Origin of the sequence: Arthrobacter sp. APC 3897, from assembly GCF_030407495.1 — a bacterium.
Classification (GTDB): Bacteria; Actinomycetota; Actinomycetes; order Actinomycetales; family Micrococcaceae; genus Arthrobacter_B.
Genome location: NZ_JASDDG010000001.1, coordinates 15,360 through 40,269 on the forward strand (window position 1 = coordinate 15,360; position 24,910 = coordinate 40,269).

Sequence of the window (24,910 nt, forward strand, 5' to 3'; positions counted from 1 at the left end):
TGACCGGTCAGCCCGGCACCGGATCCGGCAGCTGCAGGCGGCCAAGTTCCTCAATCACCGCTGACGCCACCTCTTCCGTACCCGCGGATCCCCCGACGTCGCGGGTGCGGATGCCGGCGGCCGTCACCGCAGCCACGGCCGCTTCCAGTCTCCGGGCCGCCGCGGGCACGCCCAGATGGTCCAGCATCAAAGCGGCACTCAGGATGGCCCCCACAGGATTGCTGGTCCCGCGGCCGGCGATATCCGGAGCAGACCCGTGCACCGGCTCAAACATGGAAGGGAACCTCCGCTCCGGATTGAGGTTGGCGCTCGCCGCCAGGCCCAGGCTGCCGGCGAGCGCCGAGCCAAGGTCCGAGAGGATGTCGGCGAACAGGTTGGACGCCACCACCACTGACAGGTCCTCCGGCTGCAGGACAAATTTGGCACTCATGGCGTCCACCAGGACGCTCTCGGTCTGCACGTCCGGATACTCCGGCGCCACGCGCTTGAACACGTCGTCCCAGAGCACCGAGCCGTACTGCTGTGCATTGGATTTGGTGACGCTGGAAACCTTGCGCACCGTTCGGGTGCGGGCGAGGTCAAAGGCGAAGCGGATAATGCGCTCACAGCCCTTCTCCGTAAACAGCGCAGTCTGTACGGCCACTTCGTTGCCCGGCCCCCGGCCGGAGAGATTCCGCCCTCCCAGCCCCGCGTATTCACCTTCGCTGTTCTCCCGTACCACCACCCAGTCCAGCGGAGTCCGGTCCGCCTTGCGCAGCGGGGACTCGACACCCGGCAGGAACGTCACCGGCCGGACATTGGCCCACTGGTCAAAGTTCTGGGTGATATTCAGCCGAAGCCCCCAGAGGCTCACATGGTCCGGAACGTTTTCCCACCCCACAGCACCGAAATAGATGGCGTCGAAGCCCTGCAGCAGCGCAAGCCCGTCAGAATCCATCATGCGGCCGTGCTTAGCGTAATAGTCGGATCCCCACTGGAATTCCTCCCAGTCAAAGCCGAAGGACCTCCCGGCGCCCCCGCCCGGGCTTTCCCGGGACTGCTCTGCCAGGGCATCCAGGACCCGCCGGCCTGCGGCAATCACTTCCTTTCCCACTCCGTCGGCGGGAATGGCCGCTATTCGAAAGCATTTTTCTACCGGCATGATGTGCTCCTTTTGCATCTCTCGTCAAGAAAGTGCATATCAGGTTCTGGACGCAGCACAAGGTCCTCAGCCATAGTGAACGCATTCAACGAGGAAGGACCCCGATTGTGTATACGCAACAGCCGGCTCCAACCGAGGACCCGGGTGCCCCGCAGCCCACAGACGTCCGCGCAGCGCTTTTGGGAGGCACCACCTTCCGCAGTCTCAGCGAACAAACGCTTTCTCCCCGCGAGGAGAAGTTTGAACGCACCCGTCAGACGATAGGCCTGTTCCTCGCCCCCGTCGTCGCCGTCGTTTTTGCTCTGCTCCCCCTCAACCTGGATCTGCAGCAGCACATGCTCGCAGCCATCCTGCTGGGCGTCATTGTCCTGTGGATCTGCGAACCCGTGCCCATTCCGGTCGGCGGGCTCATCGGCGTAGCGGCGATTGTGATCCTGGGGGTTGCGCCGGCCAGTGCCGTCCTGGCCCCGTTCGGGTCCACCACCATCTTCACCTTCATTGGCGCCTTCATCCTGGCGCAGGCGATGCTCAAGCACGGCATCGCCCAGCGCCTGGCCCTTGCCGTGCTGTCCACTCCGGGCGTGGGTAAGTCCACCTACCGGGTGGTCATCGCCTTCGGCGTCATTACCTGCATACTTTCAGCCTTCGTTTCCAACACCGCCACCGTCGCCATGCTGATGCCCACCGCGCTGGGCGTACTGGTGGTCATCGCCAAACTGATGCAGGACCGCGGGATCGTCAAGGCGGACTTTGATCCGCTGCGGATGCGCGTGGGCGCCGCACTGCTCCTGATGCTGGCCTACGGCGCCAGCGTGGGCGGACTGCTCACTCCCGTCGGTTCACCGCCGAACCTCATTGGCCGCGGACTGATCGAGGAGGCCACCGGGGTACGCATATCGTTCGCACAATGGATGGCCATCGCCGCTCCCATCTGCCTGGCCATGTTCGTGGTGCTGGCCCTGGTCATGCTGCTGCTCAACAAACCCGAAATCCGCCGCCTCGAAGGCGTTGAAGAGTATGTCAGGGAACAGCGTGAAGCGCAGGGAAAGATGTCCCGGGCAGAGATCAACACGCTGATCGCCTTCGGAGTGACCGTCACCCTGTGGCTGGCCCCCGCGGTCGCAAGCCTGATCGGGGGCACGGAATCAGAGGCGTACATCTTCCTGGATGACCGGCTGGATGAGGGAATTGTGGCCGTACTGGGGGCTTCTCTGCTGTTCATCCTGCCGGTGAACTGGAAGCAGCGGCAGGCCACCCTGACCTGGTCCGACGCAGCCAAGATTGACTGGGGCACCATTCTGCTCTTCGGGACGGGCATCATTTTCGGTGCCCTGCTGGCCTCCACCGGACTTGCCGAGACGATCGGCCAGGGCGCGTCGGACAACCTGAACATCACCAACATTGTGGCCATCACGGCTTTCTCCGCCGTCCTGGCCATTCTGATCTCGGAAACCACGTCCAACACTGCTTCCGCGGCGGTGATCGTGCCCATCGTGATACCCCTGTGCCAGGCTATCGGCGTCGATCCGTTTGTTCCGGCGCTGGCGGCCACCTTTGCAGCATCGTTCGGTTTCATGCTGCCGGTGTCCACCCCACAGAATGCCATCGTCTACGGGACCGGAGCCGTGCCCATCACCCGGATGATCCGCACCGGGCTGCTCTTCGACATTCTGGGAGCCGTCCTGATCATCACCATCGTGCCCGTAATGATCTCCGTCGTCGGGATTGGAGGTTAGTTCCCGGGGCGGGCCGCGCCTTTTGCTGCGCCGGCAAGCCCTCACAGGATGCCGGGCTGCGGGTCCTGCCGACTCGCCGCCGCTGCCGGACGATGCTCTTGTGTGCGCCGGGGCACAGGGGAAATAATCGCTCCCACTCGTCAGTCCCCGAAAGGAACCGTCATGCCCCATGTCACTGTTGGAATCGAAAACACCGGAGACATCAATCTCCACTATCAGGACCAGGGGACCGGCAGGCCTGTCCTGCTGATCCACGGGTACCCCCTGGACGGTGACTCGTGGGAGCGGCAGACCCGGGCGCTTCTGGGCGGCGGCTACCGGGTGATTACATACGACCGGCGCGGATTCGGCCGGTCAAGCCACCCCAATTCCGGCTATGACTACGACACGTTCGCCGATGACCTGTCCACGGTCATCAATGAACTGGACCTGCGGGACGTGGTACTGGTGGGCTTCTCGATGGGCACCGGGGAGCTCGCCCGGTACATTGGCCGGCACGGGTCCGGACGGATCAGCGGGCTGGCGTTCCTGGCCTCGCTGGAGCCGTTCCTGCTGCAAACGGAAGACAATCCTGCGGGTGTACCGGCCGAGGTGTTTGAGGGCATCGCAGCTGCCGCGCAGGCAGACCGCTTTGCCTGGTTCAGCAGCTTCTTCTCCGACTTTTACAATCTTCCCGAAAACCTGGGTTCGCGCATCAGTGAGGAGGCCGTCCGCGGCAGCTGGAACGTGGCAGCAGGCAGTGCCCCCAGAGCCGCTTACGCGGTGGTGCCGTCCTGGCTTACGGACTTCCGGGACGACGTCGTGAAGGTCCGCGAATCAGGGCTCCCGGTCCTCATCCTGCACGGCACCGAGGACAATATCCTGCCCATCGACGCAACCGGGCGCCCGTTCGCGGAAGCGCTGCCGGACGCCCGCTATGTGGAGGTTGAGGGCGCCCCGCACGGTTTGCTCTGGACCCATGCCGATGAGGTGAACGCTGCGCTCCTGGACTTTTTGGAGAGCTGAGCAGGTGCCGCCCCGAGCTGCCGCTTCCCGCTGATTAGCCGGTGATCTTGTATTTTTCGCGGTCCTGTTCATCCAGGATGATCTGTTCTTCGACAGTCATGGCGCCGCCGCCCCGGCTGACGGGCATCCACCATGCGCCCGGCTCCGGCTTTACCGGATACGTGTCGATGCAGTGATCCATTCCGGCCTGCAGAGTCTTTTGCAGCAGTTCGGTTTGTTCAGGCACAGAGGCGTCCGGGGCAACGTGCATCATCGGGCTGACGTGGATGCGCACCGGATTCTTCCACAGAGTTTTCAGGCTGAGTCCGTGGCCGCCGCGGGTGAGCATGCGGTGGCTGCCCCACACGGAGACAGGGATGATAGGCACCCCGGCCTCGGCGGCCATGCGGACCGCACCGGTCTTGAGCTTACGCACGCCGAAACTGCGGCTGACGCCGGCTTCGGGAAGCACTGCCAGGTATTCGCCGCGGCGCAGGGCTTCCACAGACTCGGCGTACGCGGCCGCGCCGTTGGAGCGGTCCACGATGATGTGTTCGCACATCTCGCAAACAGCTTTGACAAAGGGCTTGCGGGCAGCCTTTTTGGTGACCAGGAAACGCATGTGTGCCCTAAGCTTCTTCCACACCAGATACTCGGCGAAAACAAAATCCAGATAGCCAAAGTGGGTGATGGCCACCACCGCCCCCTTGCCGGGAACTGCTGTCCGGGTAAGTCCGCGGATTTCTTCATCGCGCGGCAGGTTTTCCAGGCCGGAGGGCAGGACGGGCATCCGGAAGACTTTGGTTGCGGCGATCCCGGTCAAAACGATGCTGCGGTAGACGTACTTGTTGGGGGGAAACTTCAACGTCATCTCCTCGTGGATTATCCGGGCAGGACAACGATTCTATCTGCTTCAGAGCCGCACTCCCGAACGCGGTACTGCCGGTCACAGCGGACTTTTGGCCGCCCGCCCTGCCCCCGGGACAGGCTCCGTGGTTACTGTGGCGTATGGCATGGCGAAACCTGGCACGGGTGCGCGGAGGCAGGGGTGCCCTGAAAGCACACCCTGTGCTCCTCGACGAGGCCCAGCGGCTCGATGCCCGGCTGGGCGAAATCAACTGGGTTGTCCCTCCGGAAGGATCTGTTGACAGCACGTTTTCAGCGCCGAGCGGAACCCTGGCCATGCGGACCATGGGTGCAGCCACCGATCCCCCCGTAGTCCTGGTGCCCGGCGCGATGGGGTCCAAGGAGGATTTTTCCCTCATGATGCCGATACTGGCCGCTGCGGGATACTACGTGGTCAGCTTTGACCTGGCCGGGCAATATGAGTCAGCCGGAGCAGGGCCGGAGAACCTGAGGCCGCCGCAGATCCACTACGACTATGACCTGTTCGTGAATGACGAACTCGCAGTCCTGGATTCCCTCCGCGGTCCGGCACACGTGCTGGGTTATTCCTTTGCCGGCATAGTGTCCCAGATTGCCCTCGCCCGCCGCCCCGAGCTCTTCCGTTCCCTGTGCCTGCTGAGCTGTCCGCCGGTCCCCGGCCAGAGTTTCCGCACGGTGAGCCGGGTGGGCAGGTTCAGTCCCCTGGTAAACGACAAGATGCACGCCGGACTCATTGTCTGGGGAATCCGCAAGAACTTCGTCAGGGTCCCGGCGTCCCGCATGGACTTCATCCGTCACCGTTTCGAGTACACGCGCAATGACTCACTCCGGGACATCGTGGCCCTGATGAAGAAGTCACCGGACCTGCGGGCGGCGCTCAAGGCTCTTCCGCAGCCCAAGCTCGTAGCTGTGGGGCGCGCGGACGTGTGGCCGCAGTACCTGCACCATGCATTCGCGGAAGCCATCGGTGCCCGCTTCGCCGCCTACGGGGCCGGGCACGGTCCGTGCGAGGACGCGCCGCACCAGCTCAGCCGCGATCTCTTGGCGCTCTACGCTTCTGCCGGCTGATCCGGCGGAACCGTTCCCCGGGTCTGCAGGCGGGCACGACGGCGGGCGCGGCGGCGTGCCCGCGGAGACTCGCTGCGGAAATCCAGGTCAAAGGTCTGCCAGGCCATGACCAATCGGCGCTTGAGCCCGCTCCAACTGTCGAACGGACGGGCTGACACCCCCACCCGAAGGGCCGGGTCATACAGCACTGACATCCAGGGCCGGATCTGGTAACTCAGGTCCAGGTCATCATGGACCTCGTGCAGGTCCCGGTGGACCAGCGGCCGCAGCTGCGCCCACATTGAAGCGGACATGCCAAAGTTGGATCCGAAGAGCGGCGGGTGCCCCAGGAACGCTCCCACCACACGGATATAACCCGCAATGTAGATGTTCTGGCCTATCCAGCGGGTGAGCCGGTTTCCGCCGTAAAAGTCCCCCGGACCGGTCACCGCAGTCATCGGGCCCTGGACACTCAGGATCCGCTCCAAGCGTTCCACCCAGTCCGGCGGCGGGACCGAGTCCGCGTCCAACCGGCCCAACAGGTCTCCGGAAGCTGCGTCAAAGCCCGCCGCCGTTGCCCCGGCGATTCCGGGAACCGAGAGGAACAGGCGCCGAACTCCGGCAGCCTCACATACGGCGGCGGTGTCATCGGTGCTGCCGTTGTCCACCACCACCACTTCGTCGGGCATCCGGGTTTGCCGCTGCAGTGCGGCCAGGCAGGCAGCGAGCATGGGGGCGTCGTTGCGGGACGGAATAACCACTGAGAATGTCGTCATGGTGCTCCGACTGTAGCGGCGTCCGTCCCGGGCGGATACGCCCCGGCCCGTCGACTGCGGCCGTATCCGCAATTTTTCGGGCCGGGAGGGGTCCTGCCTGCCTTACCGGTCCTGCTGGTAGACGTCGGGGACGCCGTCGGCATCCGCGTCGACCTTTTCCTCTGCCTCCACGGCGCGGTAGTGGCGGTTGCGCGGAGTCAGTACCAGAGCAGCGAGAATCGCGGCCAGGAACGAGGCAACCAGGATGCCCACCTTGGCGTGGTCATTGGGAATGGTGCCGTGGCCGAAGCTCAGGTCGGCGACCAGCAGTGAAACGGTGAAGCCGATCCCTGCCAGCACTGCAACGCCGAGGAGATCGATCCATTTGAACGAGGTGTCCAGAGTGGCGCGGGTGACTTTGGTGATCAGCCAGGTGGTGCCCAGGATGCCGATCGGCTTGCCCAGCACCAGGCCCGCAATGATCCCCAGGGAAATGGGATCGGTCAGCGAGGAGACAAAGCCGTCCCATCCGCCCACGGCAACGCCGGCAGAGAAGAAGGCGAACACGGGAACCGCAAAACCGGCGGACAGGGGACGGAAACGGTGTTCGAAAATCTCGGAGAGCCCGGGACCGGCGTCGGGTCCGCCGCTGGCCTTGCTGCGGATGACCGGAACGGCAAAGCCCAGCAGGACGCCGGCAACGGTGGCGTGGATGCCCGAGGCATGTACCAGTGCCCAGACGACGACGCCGATCGGCAGCAGGATGAACCATGCAGCAGAGGCCTTAAGGCCGAAGAAACGGCGGTATTTCTGCGCGAGGAAGGTGTAGAGCGCCAGTCCGGCCAGTGCCAGCAGCAACGGGGTGATCTCGAGGTCTTCGGTGTAGAACACGGCGATGATGGTGATGGCCAGCAGGTCATCAACCACGGCCAGGGTGAGCAGGAAGATCCGCAGTGCGGACGGCAGATGCGAGCCGATGATCGCGAGAACGGCCACGGCAAAGGCAATATCGGTGGCCGTGGGGATGGCCCACCCGTCGAGGGTCTCCGGACTGCTCAGATTGATGACGGCGTAAATCGCTGCCGGAACCGCCACGCCGCCCACTGCCGCTGCCACCGGAACAATGGCTTTGCTGACATTGCGCAGGTCTCCCGCGACGAATTCACGCTTGAGTTCCAGGCCCACGAGGAAGAAGAAGACGGCGAGCAGGCCGTCGGCGGCCCAGGCGCCCAGGCTGAGCTGCAGGTGCCATGGCTCGTAGCCGATTTCGAAGTCGCGCAGGGCGAAGTAGCTGTCGGAAAGCGGTGAGTTGGCCCAGATCAGGGCAATAACTGCTGCTGCGACCAGCAGCATGCCTCCGACGGTTTCCTTGCGCAGGATTTCGCCGATGCGGACTTTTTCGCTGTAACTTCCGCGGCTGAAAACGCGCGGGCGGTTCGATGGGGTGGAAGCTGGTTCCGGGGACTTGCTGGACGGCACGGATGACTCCTGAAAAAGCGGTCGACAATGTTATTGCCGACCAGACTTCCCGGCGCACCTTCGTTCCACCTTACGGGAAATCCGGGCTCTGCTCGAACCGAATACCGTTGCCGGCCGACACATTCCGCGGATTTCCGTGCTCCGAAGCCTGGCCGCCGGCCAGCAGCAGGCAGTGCTCCGCAGCGCGTGCCCGGACCAGATCATGGGTGGCCTGGACCACCGTCACGCCCCGCGCCGCTTCGATCCGCAGCACTTCGGTGATGAGCTCCCGGGCGTACTGGTCCAGGCCGGCGTCCGGCTCGTCCAGCAGGAGGATCCGCGCTTCCTGTGCCAGCCCCTGGGCAACCAGTGCCCGCTGGCGCTGGCCTCCGGAGAGCTCCCCCAGCGGGTGGGCAGCAAGGGAGCGGATGTCCATTCTGTCCATCGCCCGCTCCACCGCCCGCCGGTCGCTGCGGGACAGCGGCCGAACCAGCCCTGCCCTTCCCCAGCGGCCCATGGACACTGCACCCCGCACTGTGACGGGAAAGGCAGCAGCGGCAGCCGATTGCTGCACCACCAGGGCCGGCCTGTCCGGCAAATGCGCCCGTACCCGGCCGGCGTGCGGCTTCTCGATTCCCGCCAGCAGGGACAGCAGCGTTGACTTCCCCGACCCGTTGTTTCCCACCAGTGCGGTCACGCCGGAGCGGTGGATGGTGAGGGAGAGGTCCCGGAACACCGGGCGGCCCGGATAGCCGAAAGCCACTGAATCTAGGGTGTACGCCTGCATTTTCCGCCTCCACTAAGATCTTGTGTGCTTATTGCAACTGATTCTCATTATCTATTGTAGGGTTTCATCCGTGATGACTTGGTTGCTTGAACCGTTCGCGGTCCTTTTTGTCCAGCGTGCCCTGCTTGCCGGTGTGCTGGCCGCCGCACTGTGCGCCGTCGCCGGCACCTGGATAGTTCTCCGCGGCATGGCGTTCCTCGGTGACGCGATGTCGCACGGGATGCTTCCCGGCGTCGCCGTCGCGGCACTCCTGGGCATCAATCCCCTGATTGGTGCTGCCGTCAGCGCCGCGGCCATGGCCGGTGGAATCAGTGCCGCGGGCCGCAGCCGCCGGTTGTCCCAGGACACGGCGATCGGCCTGCTGTTTGCCGGCATGCTGGCGCTGGGGGTCATTATCATTTCCCGGTCCGGCTCCTTTGCCGTTGACCTGACCGGCATCCTCTTCGGCGACATCCTGGCGGTGCGCCCGCGGGACCTGGCCGTCCTCGCAGCCGCGCTGCTGGTGACCTGCGTCCTGGCCGGGCTCTTCCACCGTGCCTTCACCGCTGCTGCCTTCGACGTGCGGAAAGCCGCGACCCTGGGGCTGCGCCCGAAACTCGCGCACGGGGTCCTCATGGCCATGATGATCGCCGCCATCTCGGCATCCTTCCAAGTCGTCGGAACCCTGCTGGTCTTCGGCCTGCTGATTGCCCCTGCCGCGGCCTCCCGGCTGTGGACCAGCACGGTGCCGGCAATGATGCTCGGTGCCGCCGCCATTGGTTCGTTCTGCGTGGCTGCCGGACTCCTCATCTCCTGGCATGCCTCCACAGCCGCCGGCGCAACCATCACCGCCGTCGCCGTCCTGGTCTTTTTCCTCTCCTCGGCATCACAGCCGCTGCTTGAGCGGGTGCGCCGCCGGGACCGGCGGCGGCCCGTGCCAACCTCTCCCCTGCCACTCTCCCCCACTACAAGGAGCTAGAACCGATGTCCCCTTCCTGCGTTCCCGTTCGGCGGGCCCCCGCGATACCCCGAACCGTGAGGATGATATGCACCGTCTCGGCTGCAGCCCTGCTGCTCACGGCCTGCGGCACCGGTCCGGAAGCCGGTACTTCGCCGGCGGAATCAGCCGCTGCCGAGACGGCTTCCGGCGGGCCCGGTGGAACGGAACCCCACGGTTACGTTCCCGGAGCCGAAGAAGCCGCCGAACCACAGGCACGGCTCACAGCTGTGGGTCCCGGCGGCGAGGTCACCGTCACCGATCCGGTCAGCGGAACCGTAACCGCCGTCGGCACGTTTCCCGGCACGGCCTCTGCCGCCGGAAGCGACCGGTTCGTTTTCCTCGGCAACCCCCGGCAGGATGCCGTGGTCATCGTGGATTCCGGAGGTTGGACCGTGCCGCACGGAGACCACAAGCACTATTACTCGGCGCCTCCCTCCGTTGTGGGAACCATCACCGGAGAGAACCCCGGCGCCGTTGTCACCAACGGCGGATCCACCGCCGTCTTTTTTGGCGACGGCACCGTGACGGCCGTGGATCACGCGGATTTGGCGGAGGGAACAATTGCCCCCACCAGCTTCAAGGTCGGCGCCCACCGCGGTGCAGCTATGCCGTTCGAGGGAAGTTATTTGGTGTCCCGCGCCGAACCGGGAGCGGAACTTGCATCCGGCGTCGGACTGTATGGTGCCGACGGCAAAGAACTGCCGCTGTCCGGAGCCGACTGCGCGGAACTCGAAGGCTACGCCGTGACCCGCACCGGAGTGGTGTTCGGATGCGCGGACGGCGCTCTGCTGGTGACGTCCGACGCCGGCCGGATCACGGCCGCGCATTTGCCTTACCCCACAACCGGAGTGCCGGCGGACGCCGGACGGGCTCACTCCTTTGACGCCCGCCCCGGCTCCACCGAGGTGGCAGCTGTGGCCGGGACGGCCGGCGCCTGGCATCTGGACACGGCCACCGGAACCTGGCGGCTGCTCGCCACTGATGAACCGCTCGCTGCCGCCGCGGCCGCGGGCGACGGCGCACGCGTCCTGGCGCTGGCGAACAGCGGATCCATGCTGTCCCTCCTGGTTGCCGGCGGCGCGCTTGAAGCCAGTACGGCACCGCTGACCGGTCCGTCCGCCGACACCTCGGCACCGGCACTGGAGATCAATCCCGAACGCGCTTACGTCCTCAACGAGGCAGCCGCCGTCCTGGAGATCGACTATGCGGACGGGCTGCGCACGGCACGGGAACTCGACACGGATGTGTCCGCCCGGCTGCTGGTGGAGACCGGACGATGAGGCTTCCACACAGCTCAGCGCACCTGCGCGCGGCCGCCCTTGCCCTGGCTGCCGGAACAGTGCTCAGCGGATGCGCAGTGCTGTCCGGAACCGGGGAGCCGCGGGCCACCGTCGTTGTCAGCACCAACATCCTTGGTGACGTGGTGGAGAACGTGGTCGGGGACGATGCCGATGTCGTCGTGCTCATGGAAGCCGGCAGTGATCCCCACTCCTTCGGTATCTCGGCCCGGCAGGCCGCGGAACTGGAGTCTGCGGAGCTGATTATTACCAACGGCCTGGGTCTCGAAGAGGGAGTGCTGCGGCATGTTGACGCCGCGGCGGACCAGGGTGTGCCGGTGCTTGAGGCGGCCGCGTCGCTGGATCCGCTGCCGTTCACGGCCGCTGGAACGGCAGCAGGAACTCCTGATCCGCATTTCTGGACCGATCCTCAGCGGGTGGGAGGCGCCGTGGACCTGATTGCCGCGGCCGTGAGCGAAAACGTGCCCGCGGCGGATGCAGCTGCGGTGCGCGGCCGGGCCGACGCGTACCGGACTCAGATTGAGGAACTGGACGCCTGGATGGAGACCGAATTCGCTGCCGTTCCCGTTGAGCGGCGCAGCCTTGTCACCAACCACCATGTTTTTGGCTACCTCGCGTCCCGCTTCGGGTTCACCGTGACCGGAGCCATCATTCCCGGGGGCAGCACGCTTGCTTCGCCCAGCTCCGCCGACTTGGAAGATCTGGCCGGCACGATCCGCACGGCTGCGGTTCCGGCCATCTTTACCGATTCCTCCCAGCCGGACCGCCTGGCCCGGGTGCTCGCCGAAGAGGCCGGATTGGATGTAGCCGTCGTCGGGCTGTTCACCGAGTCGCTGGGCGTCGAGGGATCCGGCGCCGAAACCTACGAGCAGATGATGCGCACCAACACCGAACGCATCGTTGCTGCGCTTACCCGCGACGTGCCCTGACACCCCGCGGGTTTCCACCAGCTTTTCCACCGAAAGCACCATCCCCAACCGAAAGAAGGACCCATGTCCCTGCCGGCCTTTTTCCTGCCCCGCGCTGTCCCCCGCATTGTCCCCCGTACCCTGCCCACACTGGCTGCACTCTCCGTCGCGGCGCTCCTGCTCGCCGGCTGCGGCTCCGGCCAGAATCCTTCCGCACAACCGGCGTCCGGCCAGGCGTCCGGCCAGCCGTCGTCGTCGGACGCTGAAGAGTCCCCCCATGCTGAACCCCGCCTTGTCACCACCTACGACGGCGGTGTCCAGGTACTGGACGGAGAAACCCTGCAGGTCCTGGCCGACTTCGAAATGACGGGATTCAACCGGATTAATCCCGCCGGCGACGGCCGGCACGTCATCATCTCCACCGCCAATGCCTTCAAGGTCCTGGACACCGGAGCATGGACCGACAGCGACGGAAAGCACCGGGTTGCGGAACCCGCACTGACCGGTCTTGAGTTCGCAGCCAACAAGCCCGGACACGTGGTGCACCACGCGGGACGCACCGTCCTGTTCAGCGACGGGACGGGAGTGGTGGAGTCGTTCGACACTGCCGACCTCACCGCTTCGAAGGACGGGGAAAAGCCGGAAACCGACATCCATACGGCGGCGGAAGCCCATCACGGCGTGGCGGTGGAACTGTCCACGGGCGAGCTGGTGCTGACCCTCGGCAATGACGGGGAACGCCCCGGCATAACCGTCCTCGACGCGGACCGCGGGGAGATCCTCCGCAACGAGGACTGCCCCGGTGTGCACGGTGAAGCCACGGCAGCGGACGAAGCGGTCGTCATTGGCTGCGAGACAGGCGTGCTGGTCTATTCCGACGGTGTCATTACCAAAATTGACAGCCCGGATTCGTACGGGCGAATCGGAAACCAGGCCGGCTCCGAAGAGTCGGCTGTGACACTTGGCGATTACAAGTCGGACCCGGACGCCGAGCTGGAACGTCCGGAACGGATTTCCCTGATCAACACCGCCACCAAGCAGCTGCAGCTGGTGGATCTGGGCACCAGCTACAGCTTCCGTTCGCTGGCCCGCGGACCTCACGGCGAAGCGCTGGTCCTGGGAACCGACGGCGCACTGCACACCATCGACCCGGACAGCGGGGCCATCACCGCGAGCACTCCGGTCCTCAGCCCCTGGGAAGAGCCGCTCGAGTGGCAGCAGCCCCGTCCCACACTGACCGTCGTGGACCACACCGCGTACATCACGGATCCGTCCGCAAACACGGTCACCGCCGTGGACATCGAGTCCGGCACCGTCACCGCCACCGGGGAGCTGGAACACACCCCCAATGAGCTGACCGGGGTCCCGGGAGTGCTGGAGGGCCACTCGCACAGCTAGCCTGCCGGCACGGGCCGGTGCGGTCAGTCCTTCTTCCGGGCCCTGCTGGGTTGGACGCGCATCGGCTCGCCGGGCATCTTGGGATAGTCCGGCGGGAAGGGCATCTCACCGAGCCCATTGTCCAGGTCCCGCTGCCACCACTGCAGCAGCACCCCGATGCTCCCCGGATTGGAGCCCATGTCCGCCCAGGGATCCCCCGATGTCCGCAGCCGCTCGGGAACCGTGAGGATGGTGAAGTCCCGCGGATCAGCTCCTTCGAGTTCGTCCCACGTCAGCGGGGCGGACACCGGCGCGTGCGGCAGTGCACGCGGACTGTAGGCACCGGCGATGGTCCGGTCCCGGTTCGCCTGGTTGAAGTCCACGAAGATTCTCTCCCCGCGTTCCTCCTTCCACCACGCGGTGGTGACCCGCTCCGGCATCCTGCGCTCCAGTTCACGGGCGGCGGCTATGACGGCATGGCGGACATCGAGGAACTCATGATCGGGGGTGATGGGTGCATAGACATGCAGCCCCCGGTTTCCCGACGTTTTGATGAACGCCTCGAGGCCTGCTTCGGCCAGGACGCTGCGGAGCTCGACGGCGGCGGGTACGGCGTCGTCGAAATCTGTGCCCGGCTGGGGATCCAGGTCAATGCGCAGCTGGTCCGGGTTGTCCGTGTTTTCGGCGCGGGAGGGCCAGGGGTGGAAGACCACCGTGTTCATCTGGACGGCCCACACTGCGGCTGCCGGTTCATCGAGGATCAGTTGGGGATGAGCGCGTGCACTTGGATAGGTCACGGTGACGGCGCGGATAAAGTCCGGCGCTCCCTTGGGCGGGTTCTTCGAAAAGAATTGTTCGCCCTCGATCCCTTCCGGGAACCTCTGCAGCGACACCGGCCGGTCTCCGTTGGCGGAGATGAAGGCCCCGCCAACTTCCACCAAATACTGTGCCAGGTCAAGCTTGGTCAGCCCCATATCAGGCCAAAGCACGCGGTCCGGGCTGGAAATCCGCATCTCGCGCTCGCCGTGGGGGCCAGGGACAGTCAGGGTGGTTGCTTTGCCGGCCATGGCCATAACCTACCCGCAAATGCCGGTGCCGTCACGAGCGGGGTCCGCCGGCCAACCGCGGGTTTTCTTCGTGCTCCGGACCCGGCCGCGCCCTCTCGCCCTGTTCTGACGACCGTGCCGGAATTAGGCTTTTAGACAATCCGGTTTGGGAAAGGACTGCCTCCGCATGAGGAACCCGTATCAGCCGGCGTGGTGGACCAACGCCGTCGTTTATCAGATCTACACGCGGAGTTTCGCGGACACCACCGGGGACGGGATCGGGGACATCCCCGGGGTCATTGAACATCTTGACCACCTCAGCGACTTGGGTGTGGACGTCATCTGGCTTTCCCCCATCCATGAGTCCCCCCAGCAGGACAACGGGTACGACATCTCCAATTACCGGCGCATCGATGAGTTGTACGGCACCGAGGAAGAGTTTGACCTCCTGCTGGCCGAAGTGCACCGGCGCGGGATGAAGCTGATTATGGACCTGGTGGTGAACCACACCTCGGACGAGCACTCCGCCTTTGTAGTCTCCTCATCCTCACTCATGAACGTTTCCCGGGACTCCTACTTCTGGCGCAATCCCCGGCGCGGGTTCTCACCTGATGAGCCCGGCGCCGAGCCGAACAATTGGGGCTCCATCTTCGGCGGCAGCGCCTGGACTTACCATCCGGGCACTAAGCAGTACTACCTGCACCTGTTTAGTCCGCACCAGCCTGACCTGAACTGGGAAAGCAGCCGCGTGCGCAGCGGCGTCTACGACATGATGAACTGGTGGCTGGACCGCGGCATTGACGGGTTCCGCATGGACGCCATCAATTTCATCTCCAAGCGGGCCTCCCTGCCGGACAGCCCGGTGGCAGGCGGCGGAATGTACGCCAACGGCGCTCCGTCCTATGTGTCCGGTCCGAGGGTCCATGAGTTCATCCAGGAGATGATGAGGGCCGTCTTCGGCTACCGGACCCGTGACTACCTGGTGGTGGGCGAGACCGACGGCGTGACGGTTGAGGAAGCCCTGCTGTTCACCGATTCCCTGCGCGGGGAACTGGATATGGTCTTCCAGTTTGAGCATATGCGGTTGGACTACGGCCCGGGCGGCAAATGGGATCACCTGCAGATGAACCTGTGTGATTTCAAGACGATCACGAACCGTTGGCAGCACTCACTGGCTGACCGCGGCTGGAACAGTCTGTATCTGGGAAATCACGACCAGCCCCGGTCCGTGTCGCGATTCGGCGATGACGCAGAGTACCGGTACGAATCAGCCACCCTGTGGGCGACAGTGATGTACCTGCAGCGCGGAACACCCTTCATTTTCCAGGGCGAGGAGATCGGCATGACCAATGCCGGCTTCACGTCCCTGGACCAGTACCGGGACCTGGAGTCGCTGGCATTCTACGAATATGCGCTGCGCAGGGGCATGGACGATGAGAATGCACTGGCCGCTCTGGGGAAGGCCAGCAGAGACAACGCCCGCACTCCCATGCAGTGGGATGACTCGCCCTACGCGGGATTCAGCACGGATAAACCCTGGATTGACGTCAATCCCAACTACCGCTCCATCAATGTTGCAGCGGACAGGGCCGCCGAAAAATCCGTGTTCCGCTACTACCGGCGGCTCATCAAGCTTCGGCATCAATCGGCAGTGGTTGCCCTTGGCGAATTTGAAATGCTGGCGCCTGAAGACACACGGCTTTTTGCGTTCCGGCGCACCTTGGGCGGGGAATCGCTGGGCATCATCTGCAATGTCTCCGGCGACATGCTTCCGGTGCCCCTGTCTTTCCGTGATCCCGATATGGAGCTGGTCCTGGGCAACTACAGCGACTCCGGTGACCGGGAGGTGCTGAGGCCCTGGGAGGCAAGAGTCCATGACCTCCGCGGTGTCAGCGCCGGATAATCCGCCTCTTCCGGGACTCATTGACGGCTGCCGTACGGTTGTCAACGCCCAGCTTCCCGTAGATGTGGACCAGGTGTGTTTTGACGGTGGCCTCGGAGATAAAGAGCTTCCGGGCTATGGCCCGGTTGGCTAATCCGTCGGCAAGCAGTTCCAGCAGTTCCAGTTCCCGCGGGCTCAGCGTGGTCTCGGGGCTGCGCAGCTGCCCGAGCAGGCGTCCGGCCACCTGTGGAGCCAACGCCGTTCGCCCCTGCGCAGCTGCTGCCACTGCAGAGCTGATGTCCTCCGGCTCCGCGTCCTTGAGCATATAGCCGGCGGCGCCGGCATCCACTGCCGCAAGGATGTCCGCGTCGCTGTCATAGGTCGTGAGAATGAGAACCGGCGGGCCGCAGGCAGCACGGATCTGCCGGGTAGCCTCCGCCCCGTCCAGGCCGGACCCCATCTGCAGATCCATCAGCACCACGTCAAACGGTGTGCCCAGCGCTTCCTGCCGGGCCACTTCGGCAACTGCCGAGGCGCCGTCAGCCGCTTCTGCCGCCACCTCCAACCCGTCGAAGTCACCGAGCAGGGCCCTCAGCCCGGCACGAACCACCGGGTGGTCATCCACCAACAGGACACGGATGACGCTCATATCTTCCTCCCGGAAACCGCGGCGGGATCCGCTGCAGGTTCCAGGGGCAGCCGCAATGCCACCACGGTCCCCTCGCCCGGCGTCGATTCCACGCTGAGGGACCCCTGCAGGTCGGCGATCCTCTCGCGCAGGGACAACAGGCCAAACCCCGAACCGTCCGGACGGGGCCCAGCGGGAAGCATGCCCGGGTCGAAGCCGGCACCGTCGTCGAAGACATCCAGCGCTACGGAATCCGGGGAGAACCCCAGGGTCACCACCGCACGGGAAGCTTTGGCGTGGGACTCGATATTGGCCAGCAGCGACTGCGCGGCACGCAGCAGGGTTGCCTCATAGGCCGGATGCAGGGGCACCGGGGTTCCGTCCACCCGGAACAGACACTGCAGTTGCCTCCCCCCGGCGGCTGCCCGCCGTGCAGTATCCGAGCACAGCGCGGCCAGGCGGGTGTCGAGGGAACCCCGCTCCAGCGGCGCCGCAGCGAGGTCGCGGACAAAACGACGCGCCTCCGCCAGGTTCTCTGCAGCCGTGTTCTGCACCAGGGCCAAACGTTCCCTGGCCAGCGAATGGTCCCCCGACTCCAAAGCAGTACCTGCGGCACGGGAGAGCAGCACGATGCTGGAAAGCCCCTGGGCCAGGGTGTCGTGGATTTCACGGGCCAGCCGCTCGCGTTCGGTGAGCACGCCCGCGAAGTGCTGGGACGCGGCCAGTTCACCGCGTGTGCGGTGCAGTTCGGCAAGCGCAAGGCGCTGGTTCAGGCTTTCACGGTGGAGGGCCGAATAGGCGCTGCCCATGATGACGGCAAACAACGCACCTATGACGGGGCCGAGCAGGGCAGCGGCGCTGGGCTGGCCGGTGCGTGCCCACTGGGCGAGAACCACGGCGGCCGTGGTGACGAGGACGGCAGCGAGCGCAGGCACGGTTCGCAGCAGCTGAAGGTCCAGGAAAAACAGCGGAAAGGCCAGCCACGAGAATTCCGGGCTGATTACCAGCAGGCACAGCCATAACAACGTCACGACGCCCAGCCACGCCGCACCGTACCGGCGCGGCTCCGGTCCGCTGCCGGAGGAGGCATGCCGGCTCTCAGCGACGGTGCCCGCCAGATAGACCCCGGCCAGCAGTGCGCTGAGGACGTAGGCGGATACACGCGCCGGCCAGGGCAGCGCCGTCAGGCTCATCTGGATGACTGCCAGCAGGAGCAGGCCGCCGAACGCCGTGTGCAGGGCAATCCGCAGTGCCTGCAGCACCATGTCTCCCGGGGAAGCATCGGGAACCGCAGGTCGCGGAACCGGCCGCCGCTGGGTAGGAATCCGGGCACTCATATCTTCCAGCCTAGGCCGCCCGGTTCCTCCGCACATCAACCGTTTGGTGGAGCGCGGCCTCAGCCCAACAGCCGGCACGGATAGACCGTCCGCCCGATGGAACGGCTGGGCTTTCGCGGGACGGTGGAACAAGGACACCCGGCCGGACATCCCGGCCGATGATCTGAAAGGAAGCATCGTGTATCTCGCACTCCGTGACATCCGCTTCGCCAAGGGGCGCTTTGCCCTGATGGGCAGCGTGGTGGCACTGATCTCCCTGCTGCTCGTGCTGCTCTCCGGGCTCACCGCCGGGCTGGGCAACCAAAATACTGCGGCCGTGGCAGGGCTTGCGGACCAGGGGATCAGCTCCGTTGCGTTTGGCGCTCCCGGCGACAATGAGCCCAAGGCCTCCTACACCGAGTCCGCGGTGACCGCCGGGCAGTTGCAGCAGTGGCGCAGCAGTGAAGGCGTGGGCCACGCGGAGCCGCTCGGCATCACCCAAACCCGGGCCGTGGCCGGGTCCACGGCCAATGTCGCCGTTTTCGGCGTCGAGTCCGGTTCGGCGCTGGCTCCGTACAGCGTGGACGACGGCGGTGTGATCCTCGGTTCCTCCACGGCCGAAGATCTCGGCGTGGAGGTGGGCGGCACAGTTGCCCTGGCCGGCCGGAGCCTGACCGTGAGCGCGGTCACCGGAGACTCCTGGTACAGCCACACCCCGGTGGCGTGGACTTCGCTGAACACCTGGCAGCAGGTGGCCCATACCGATGATGCGTCCCTGTCCGAACCGCCGGTTGCCACCGTCATCGTCGCCGACGCGGATGACGCCGCAGCGAAATCCGCTGACGCTGCTGCCGGGACGGTCTCCACTGACGTCCGCGGCTCCTTCAGCGCCCTGGGCTCCTACACCTCCGAAAACGGATCGCTGCTCCTGATGCAGGCGTTCCTCTATGGAATTTCCGCGCTGGTGATCGTGGCGTTCCTGACCGTCTGGACCGTACAGCGCACCCGGGACATTGCCGTGCTCAAGGCGCTGGGCGGTTCCTCGTCCTACCTGCTCAGGGATGCGCTCGCGCAGGCAGCCATTGTCCTGGTCAGCGGTGCCCTCCTGGGCGGCCTTTTGGGTGTGGGAATCGGTGCTGTTGCAGCACAGGTTGCCCCGTTCCTCGCCAGCACAGCCACCACGGTGCTGCCCATTCTGGGAATCATCGTGCTGGGGCTGGCCGGGGCTGCGCTCGCCGTCCGCAGTGTCACCAAAGTCGACCCGCTGACCGCCCTGGGCGGGAACTGACGATGCCCGCCTCAACAAACCCCTCCCGAAAGGACCACTCCATGCCTGTATCCGCTGCTCTGTCCCTGACCGGCGTCACGCTGGAATATCCCGACGGTGAAGGAACGCTCAAGGCACTGGATAATGTCAGCCTGCACGTTCCGGCCGGCCGGATCCTCTCCCTGACGGGCCCCTCAGGCTCCGGCAAATCGTCTCTGCTGGCAGTGTCCGCCACCCTTATCCGCCCCACGGCCGGCCGGGTCGAGGTGGCCGGCGTGGACACTTCAACGCTGGACGACGCCGGCCGCACAACCCTGCGGCGCGGCAAAGTGGGCTTGATCTTCCAGCAGCCCAATTTGCTGCCTTCCCTCACCGCGGCGGAACAGCTGATTATCACCGACCGGCTGCGCGGTGTGCACGCGTCCGCGTCCGCCGCGCGGGCAATGGAATTGCTGGACCTCGTGGGACTGGCTTCGGCAGCGAACAAGCGCCCGCACCAGCTGTCCGGCGGCCAGCGGCAGCGGGTCAACATTGCACGCGCACTGATGGGAAGTCCGGCGCTGATGCTGGTGGATGAGCCCACTGCAGCCCTGGACCATGAACGCTCCGAGAGCATTGTGAAGCTGCTCGTGCAACTGACCCGGGAATTTGGCTTCGGGACGGTTATGGTCACGCATGACACGGACTTTGTCCCGCTCACCGATGCCGTGGCGGTCATGCGTGACGGCTGCCTTAGCGCCGGTGTCATGACGCCCGCCGCGGCGCAGGGGTATGGTCTGCACAGGTAAACTCCAAAGTGCGCGGAGAATGCGCCCTTCCCGCACCTTCACATCCCGCCCCGCCCTGACAGGAATCGCCTTGAAACGTGCAATCAGTCCCAATGGAAGGATCATTTCGCTGGAGGCCGGTCCTTATACGGCTGGAATCGCAACCGTGGGTGCCGGCATTCAAAGCCTCACCCACAGCGCGCGGTCCCTGGTGCTGCCCTTTGATCCGGACAAGGTGCCGCATGCCTATGCCGGGAAGACGCTGGCTCCGTGGCCCAACCGGATTGACGGCGGCAGGTACGTTTTTCGGGGCCGGAGCTATGAGGTTCCGGTCAATGAGGCTTCCACCGGTACCGCCCTTCACGGCCTCGTGGTCTGGGACGAGTGGCAGGTCGTTTCGGAGTCTGCCGAATCAGCCGTGCTGGCCAACACGCTGCACGGGCAGCCCGGCTATCCGCACCAGCTGATGCTGGAGGCTGAGTTCTCCCTGACTGCGGATACCGGCCTCACCGTGACCATCCGGGCTACCAATGCGGGCAGCACGGCAGCGCCGTACGGCGTTTCATCGCATCCGTACCTCACCGCAGGAGACAAAGCGGTGGACGACTGCGAGGTCAGTTTCACCGCAGCACAGGTCCTGATGACCGATGACCGGCTCCTGCCGCTGGAACTGAAGGAAACCGCGGGGTCGGAGTTCGATTTTTCCCGTCCCCGCGTCCTGGGCGGAATGAGCCTGGACCACGCGTTCACGGGATTGCCCGACGACGGCTGGCAGGTCACGCTGCGCGATCCCGCCACCGGCGCGGCCACTGTTCTCTCGGTTCCGGCCGGCCCGGAGGGATCCGCCTGGCTGCAGGTCTATTCCGGTGAGGAGCTCGGGCGGCGCGGCATGGCCGTTGAGCCGATGACGTGCCCGCCGGACGCCTTCAACACCGGTACGGACCTGATCGTGCTGGAACCCGGGGATGAACACAGGTTCTCGTATTCGATCAGCGCCGGATAACTCCTTCGCCGGACCGCCACCCCAAATCCGCACTGGATGACAGCCACCGGCTGATTCCGGCTGCGCCAACCGGAAGATATCAATGCCCCCGTCACGCCGCGCCCCATCCCGCTCTGTCCCGACAATGGAAGACGTTGCCCGGGTTGCCGGTGTCTCCCACCAGACAGTTTCACGGGTGCTGAACGATCATCCCAACGTCAGGCCGGACACCAAGGAACGGGTAGCGGCTGCCATTGATGAACTGGGGTACCGGCGGAACGCGGCGGCCCGGTCACTTGTGACCCGCTCCTCCAGGGTCATTGGCGTGATCATCACGGAACTGGAGCAGTACGGACCGGCGAGCACTCTGCTCGGACTGCAGGAGGCGGCCTTCCGCAACGGATACTTCGTCAGCGTGGCCGGGCTCCGCGAGATGACCCGCACCGCAATGGTGGAATCTGTGAACCATCTGCTCAACCAGGCCCCGGACGGCATAGTGGTGGTGGCTCCCGTCCAGGCCGGGGTGGATCTGTTCCGCACCCTGGAACTGAAAATCCCGCTCGAGATTGTAGCCAGCGGTTTGGCGCCCGAGGGCAGCCAGGAGCACGCCGCACGGATGGCCGTGGCCCACCTGGCTGATCTGGGACACCGCTCCATTGCCCATCTGGCCGGTCCTGCGCAGTGGATGGATGCCCAGCGGCGGGCCGCGGGATGGCGGGACGAACTGGAGGAACGCGGGTTGGCCGCCGACACCCCCGCCGCCGGTGACTGGGGTGCGGAATCCGGCTACCGGATCGGCCTCGATTTTGATGCGACAGCGCATACCGCGGTCTTCGTGGCCAATGACCAGATGGCTCTGGGCTTCATGCGCGCCCTGCATGAACGCGGAATCAGCGTGCCCGGGGACATCAGCGTGGTGGGGTTCGACGACCAGCCCGAGGCGGCGTACTTCCTGCCGCCGCTCACCACCATCCGCCAGGATTACCGCCGGATGGGCAGCTACTGCATCGACCTGCTCCTGGAGGAGATCAATGCGGGCGGCACCCCGGAAAAGCGGACCTCCGAGGGGCACGGCATACCGCTTCCTGAGCTTGTCATCCGGGCCAGTACCGCTCCCCCGCGGCCCCGGCAGAAATAGGAGCCCCCACCCCGGCCTTGACATCGTGACGCAGCCCACGTCTAATTGTTAGCGCTAACACGACCGGATCAATGACGATTTCTGCGGACCACCCGCACCAGGAGGCACCATGACCAACCCCCGACCGGACGAGAAATACGTGATGGGGGTCGATTACGGCACCTTGTCCGGACGTGCCGTGGTGGTGCGGGTCTCGGACGGAACTGAAATCGGCTCCGCAGTCCATGAGTATCCGCACGCGGTCCTTACCGAAACCCTTCCCGGCTCGGACATCCGCCTTCCGCCGGACTGGGCACTTCAGGTTCCGCAGGACTATGTGGAGGTACTGCAGAGCGCTGTTCCGGCAGCCCTGCGCAGTGCCGGCGTGGACGCCGGGGATGTCATTGGCATCGCCACCGATTTCACTGCCTGCACCATGGTTCCCGTCCTCGAAGACGGAACACCCCTGAATGAGCTCCCCGAATTTGCCTCCCGGCCCCACGCCTTCGTGAAGCTCTGGCGCCATCATGCCGCCCAGAGCCAGGCTGTCCGCATCAACACCCTCGCCGCCGGGCGGGGCGAGCCGTGGCTGGGACGCTACGGTGGCCTGATCTCCTCTGAGTGGGAGTTCGCCAAGGGCCTGCAGGTTCTTGAAGAGGACCCCGGGGTGTACGCCGCCATGGATCACTGGGTTGAGGCTGCGGACTGGATTGTCTGGCAGCTCACCGATACCTACGTCCGCAACGCGTGCACTGCCGGCTACAAGGGCATCTACCAGGACGGCCGGTATCCCTCGGAGGAGTACCTGGCCGCCCTCAACCCGGACTTTGCCGGATTTGTCCGGGACAAGCTGGAACACCCCATCGGCCAGCTCGGCTCCGCCGCCGGAACACTGTCCGCCCGTGCCGCAGGCTGGACGGGACTCCCCGAGGGCATTGCCGTCGCCGTCGGAAATGTGGATGCCCACGTCACCGCTCCCGCAGCCAACGCCGTGCAGCCGGGCCAGATGGTCGCCATCATGGGCACCTCCACCTGCCACGTAATGAATGCCGGGGAGCTCGCCGAAGTCCCCGGTATGTGCGGAGCAGTGCAGGGCGGCATCGTGGACGGTCTCTGGGGCTACGAAGCAGGCCAGAGCGGAGTGGGGGACATCTTCGGCTGGTTCGTAAACAATTGCGTTCCGCCGCGGTACGTGGAAGCCGCAGCTGAAGCCGGCCTCGGTGTCCACGAGTACCTGACCGAACTGGCTTCCGCCCAGGCCATCGGCCAGCACGGACTGGTGGCACTGGACTGGCACAGCGGCAACCGCTCGGTCCTCGTGGACCACGAACTGTCCGGCGTCTTTGTCGGCCAGACTCTGGCCACCCGTCCCGAGGACATGTACCGGGCCCTGCTGGAGGCCACGGCCTTCGGCACCCGCACCATCATCGAGGCATTCAACGCCAGCGGTGTTCCGGTCACAGAGTTCGTGGTGGCCGGCGGCCTGCTGAAAAACCCCCTGCTGATGCAGATCTACTCCGATGTCATCAACCTGCCGCTGTCCGTCATCGACTCGCAGCAGGGACCGGCCCTCGGGTCCGCCATCCACGCCGCCGTTGCCGCTGGAGCGTACCCCGACGTCCGCACGGCCGCTGCCGCCATGGGCCGGGTCAAGCGCGGGGTCTACCAGCCCATCCCCGAAAACGTTCAGGCCTATGACGCCCTCTTCACGGAATACAAGACGCTGCATGACTACTTTGGCCGCGGCGCCAATGACGTGATGCACCGGCTCAAGGCCATCCAGCGCACGGCAACTGCCGGCCATGCCCCGACCGCTGCTTCAGAAGAAATGGAACCTGCACTGTGACGGCCACCTCCGACGTCCTCGGCACTGTCGACCGGCTCCGCCGTCAGGTCAGTGATCTGCACGCAGAACTGACCCGCAATGAACTGGTGGTGTGGACCGCAGGCAACATTTCCGCCCGCGTCCCGGGCCGGGACCTGATGGTCATCAAGCCCTCCGGCGTTTCCTACGACGACCTCACCCCCGAGAACATGGTTCTCACCGACCTTTTCGGCACCGCAGTCGACGGCGGGGGCTCGCCGTCGTCGGACACTGACGCCCATGCCTACGTTTACCGGCACATGCCGGCGGTCCACGGAGTGGTGCACACCCACTCCACCTACGCCACGGCGTGGGCCGCCCGCGGAGAGCCTATTCCCTGCGTCCTGACGATGATGGCCGACGAATTCGGCGGAGAGATTCCCGTGGGCCCGTTTGCCCTGATCGGTGACGATTCCATTGGGCGCGGCATCGTGGACATCCTGGACGGCCACCGCTCCACCGCCATCCTTATGCAGAACCACGGGGTCTTCACCATCGGCAAGGACGCCCGGTCCGCCGTGAAATCCGCCGTCCTGTGCGAAGAAGTAGCCCGTACGGTTCACATCAGCCGCCAGGTCGGTGAACTGCTGCCGATCCCGCAGGCGGACATCGATCATCTGTACCAGCGCTACCAGAACGTTTACGGCCAGAAATAGCGCCGGCGCCCTTTTCCCTGCTCACGAAAG

General features: G+C 65.3%; 22 protein-coding genes. 14 read left to right on the forward strand and 8 right to left on the reverse strand.

Annotation, left to right across the window (positions count from 1 at the left end):
- Window positions 1-7: 7 nt before the first annotated feature.
- A complete protein-coding gene (locus QMA10_RS00075) occupies window positions 8-1,141 on the reverse strand; it encodes a tartrate dehydrogenase (protein ID WP_290164940.1) in 1,134 nt (377 codons plus the stop codon).
- A 107-nt stretch (window positions 1,142-1,248) separates the two neighbouring features.
- Here QMA10_RS00075 and QMA10_RS00080 point away from each other — a divergent pair, with 107 nt between their 5' ends.
- Both QMA10_RS00080 and QMA10_RS00085 read left to right on the forward strand, forming a co-directional pair.
- Window positions 1,249-2,877 carry a DASS family sodium-coupled anion symporter gene (locus tag QMA10_RS00080; RefSeq protein ID WP_290164942.1) on the forward strand — a complete coding sequence of 543 codons (1,629 nt, stop codon included), beginning with the start codon at window positions 1,249-1,251 and terminating at the stop codon, window positions 2,875-2,877.
- A 162-nt stretch (window positions 2,878-3,039) separates the two neighbouring features.
- Window positions 3,040-3,882, forward strand: a complete 843-nt coding sequence (locus tag QMA10_RS00085) for an alpha/beta hydrolase (RefSeq protein ID WP_290164945.1) — start codon at window positions 3,040-3,042, stop codon at window positions 3,880-3,882.
- Between the two features lie 34 nt (window positions 3,883-3,916).
- On the opposite strand, the gene QMA10_RS00090 is transcribed toward QMA10_RS00085, so the two are convergent.
- Window positions 3,917-4,726 carry a lysophospholipid acyltransferase family protein gene (locus QMA10_RS00090; protein WP_290164947.1) on the reverse strand — a complete coding sequence of 270 codons (810 nt, stop codon included), beginning with the start codon at window positions 4,724-4,726 and terminating at the stop codon, window positions 3,917-3,919.
- A 143-nt stretch (window positions 4,727-4,869) separates the two neighbouring features.
- Here QMA10_RS00090 and QMA10_RS00095 point away from each other — a divergent pair, with 143 nt between their 5' ends.
- Entirely contained in the window at window positions 4,870-5,814 is a 945-nt protein-coding gene (locus tag QMA10_RS00095) for an alpha/beta hydrolase (protein ID WP_290164949.1), read from the forward strand.
- Here the strand turns inward: QMA10_RS00095 and QMA10_RS00100 are convergent.
- The 3 genes from QMA10_RS00100 to aztA form a co-directional block, all read right to left on the reverse strand.
- A complete protein-coding gene (locus QMA10_RS00100) occupies window positions 5,796-6,569 on the reverse strand; it encodes a glycosyltransferase family 2 protein (protein WP_290164951.1) in 774 nt (257 codons plus the stop codon). The two genes, QMA10_RS00095 and QMA10_RS00100, sit on opposite strands and share 19 nt — an antisense overlap.
- A 102-nt stretch (window positions 6,570-6,671) precedes the next feature.
- Window positions 6,672-8,027, reverse strand: a complete 1,356-nt coding sequence (gene nhaA, locus QMA10_RS00105) for a Na+/H+ antiporter NhaA (RefSeq protein WP_290164953.1) — start codon at window positions 8,025-8,027, stop codon at window positions 6,672-6,674.
- A gap of 70 nt (window positions 8,028-8,097) precedes the next feature.
- The gene (gene aztA / locus QMA10_RS00110; protein ID WP_290164955.1) at window positions 8,098-8,793 is read right to left on the reverse strand and encodes a zinc ABC transporter ATP-binding protein AztA; all 696 of its coding nucleotides are present in this window, start codon (window positions 8,791-8,793) and stop codon (window positions 8,098-8,100) included.
- 73 nt (window positions 8,794-8,866) lie between these two features.
- Here aztA and aztB point away from each other — a divergent pair, with 73 nt between their 5' ends.
- The 4 genes from aztB to aztD all read left to right on the forward strand — a co-directional run bounded on the left by aztB (window position 8,867) and on the right by aztD (window position 13,376).
- Window positions 8,867-9,751 (forward strand): zinc ABC transporter permease AztB, encoded by an 885-nt coding sequence (aztB, locus tag QMA10_RS00115; protein WP_290164957.1) that lies wholly within the window; start codon window positions 8,867-8,869, stop codon window positions 9,749-9,751.
- Between the two features lie 62 nt (window positions 9,752-9,813).
- Window positions 9,814-11,052 (forward strand): hypothetical protein, encoded by a 1,239-nt coding sequence (locus QMA10_RS00120; protein WP_290164959.1) that lies wholly within the window; start codon window positions 9,814-9,816, stop codon window positions 11,050-11,052.
- Window positions 11,049-11,999, forward strand: coding sequence for a zinc ABC transporter substrate-binding protein AztC (gene aztC / locus QMA10_RS00125; RefSeq protein ID WP_290164960.1), 951 nt, complete (start codon window positions 11,049-11,051; stop codon window positions 11,997-11,999). Before QMA10_RS00120 ends, aztC begins: the two co-directional genes overlap by 4 nt.
- A gap of 63 nt (window positions 12,000-12,062) precedes the next feature.
- Window positions 12,063-13,376 carry a zinc metallochaperone AztD gene (aztD, locus tag QMA10_RS00130; RefSeq protein ID WP_290164962.1) on the forward strand — a complete coding sequence of 438 codons (1,314 nt, stop codon included), beginning with the start codon at window positions 12,063-12,065 and terminating at the stop codon, window positions 13,374-13,376.
- A 23-nt stretch (window positions 13,377-13,399) separates the two neighbouring features.
- Here aztD and ligD read toward each other — a convergent pair whose 3' ends face one another.
- Window positions 13,400-14,422 carry a non-homologous end-joining DNA ligase gene (gene ligD / locus QMA10_RS00135; RefSeq protein WP_290164964.1) on the reverse strand — a complete coding sequence of 341 codons (1,023 nt, stop codon included), beginning with the start codon at window positions 14,420-14,422 and terminating at the stop codon, window positions 13,400-13,402.
- Between the two features lie 166 nt (window positions 14,423-14,588).
- Here ligD and QMA10_RS00140 point away from each other — a divergent pair, with 166 nt between their 5' ends.
- Window positions 14,589-16,304 carry an alpha-glucosidase gene (locus tag QMA10_RS00140; protein ID WP_290164966.1) on the forward strand — a complete coding sequence of 572 codons (1,716 nt, stop codon included), beginning with the start codon at window positions 14,589-14,591 and terminating at the stop codon, window positions 16,302-16,304.
- Here the strand turns inward: QMA10_RS00140 and QMA10_RS00145 are convergent.
- Together QMA10_RS00145 and QMA10_RS00150 are read right to left on the reverse strand one after the other, a co-directional pair.
- Window positions 16,291-16,932: a response regulator transcription factor gene (locus QMA10_RS00145; RefSeq protein ID WP_290164968.1), complete on the reverse strand. Its 642-nt coding sequence runs from the start codon at window positions 16,930-16,932 to the stop codon at window positions 16,291-16,293. The genes QMA10_RS00140 and QMA10_RS00145 overlap by 14 nt on opposite strands.
- Window positions 16,929-18,248 carry a sensor histidine kinase gene (locus QMA10_RS00150; protein ID WP_290164970.1) on the reverse strand — a complete coding sequence of 440 codons (1,320 nt, stop codon included), beginning with the start codon at window positions 18,246-18,248 and terminating at the stop codon, window positions 16,929-16,931. Before QMA10_RS00150 ends, QMA10_RS00145 begins: the two co-directional genes overlap by 4 nt.
- Before the next feature lie 178 nt (window positions 18,249-18,426).
- Here QMA10_RS00150 and QMA10_RS00155 point away from each other — a divergent pair, with 178 nt between their 5' ends.
- The 6 genes from QMA10_RS00155 (at window position 18,427) to QMA10_RS00180 (ending at window position 24,880) form a co-directional block, all read left to right on the forward strand.
- Entirely contained in the window at window positions 18,427-19,515 is a 1,089-nt protein-coding gene (locus QMA10_RS00155; RefSeq protein ID WP_290164972.1) for an ABC transporter permease, read from the forward strand.
- A gap of 41 nt (window positions 19,516-19,556) precedes the next feature.
- Window positions 19,557-20,282: an ABC transporter ATP-binding protein gene (locus QMA10_RS00160; protein WP_290164973.1), complete on the forward strand. Its 726-nt coding sequence runs from the start codon at window positions 19,557-19,559 to the stop codon at window positions 20,280-20,282.
- Window positions 20,283-20,352: 70 nt separating this feature from the next.
- Entirely contained in the window at window positions 20,353-21,264 is a 912-nt protein-coding gene (locus QMA10_RS00165) for an aldose-1-epimerase (protein ID WP_290164975.1), read from the forward strand.
- A gap of 124 nt (window positions 21,265-21,388) precedes the next feature.
- Window positions 21,389-22,381: a LacI family DNA-binding transcriptional regulator gene (locus QMA10_RS00170; RefSeq protein WP_290164977.1), complete on the forward strand. Its 993-nt coding sequence runs from the start codon at window positions 21,389-21,391 to the stop codon at window positions 22,379-22,381.
- Between the two features lie 109 nt (window positions 22,382-22,490).
- Entirely contained in the window at window positions 22,491-24,206 is a 1,716-nt protein-coding gene (gene araB / locus QMA10_RS00175) for a ribulokinase (protein ID WP_290164978.1), read from the forward strand.
- Window positions 24,203-24,880, forward strand: coding sequence for an L-ribulose-5-phosphate 4-epimerase (locus QMA10_RS00180; RefSeq protein WP_290164980.1), 678 nt, complete (start codon window positions 24,203-24,205; stop codon window positions 24,878-24,880). Before araB ends, QMA10_RS00180 begins: the two co-directional genes overlap by 4 nt.
- Window positions 24,881-24,910 lie beyond the last annotated feature (30 nt).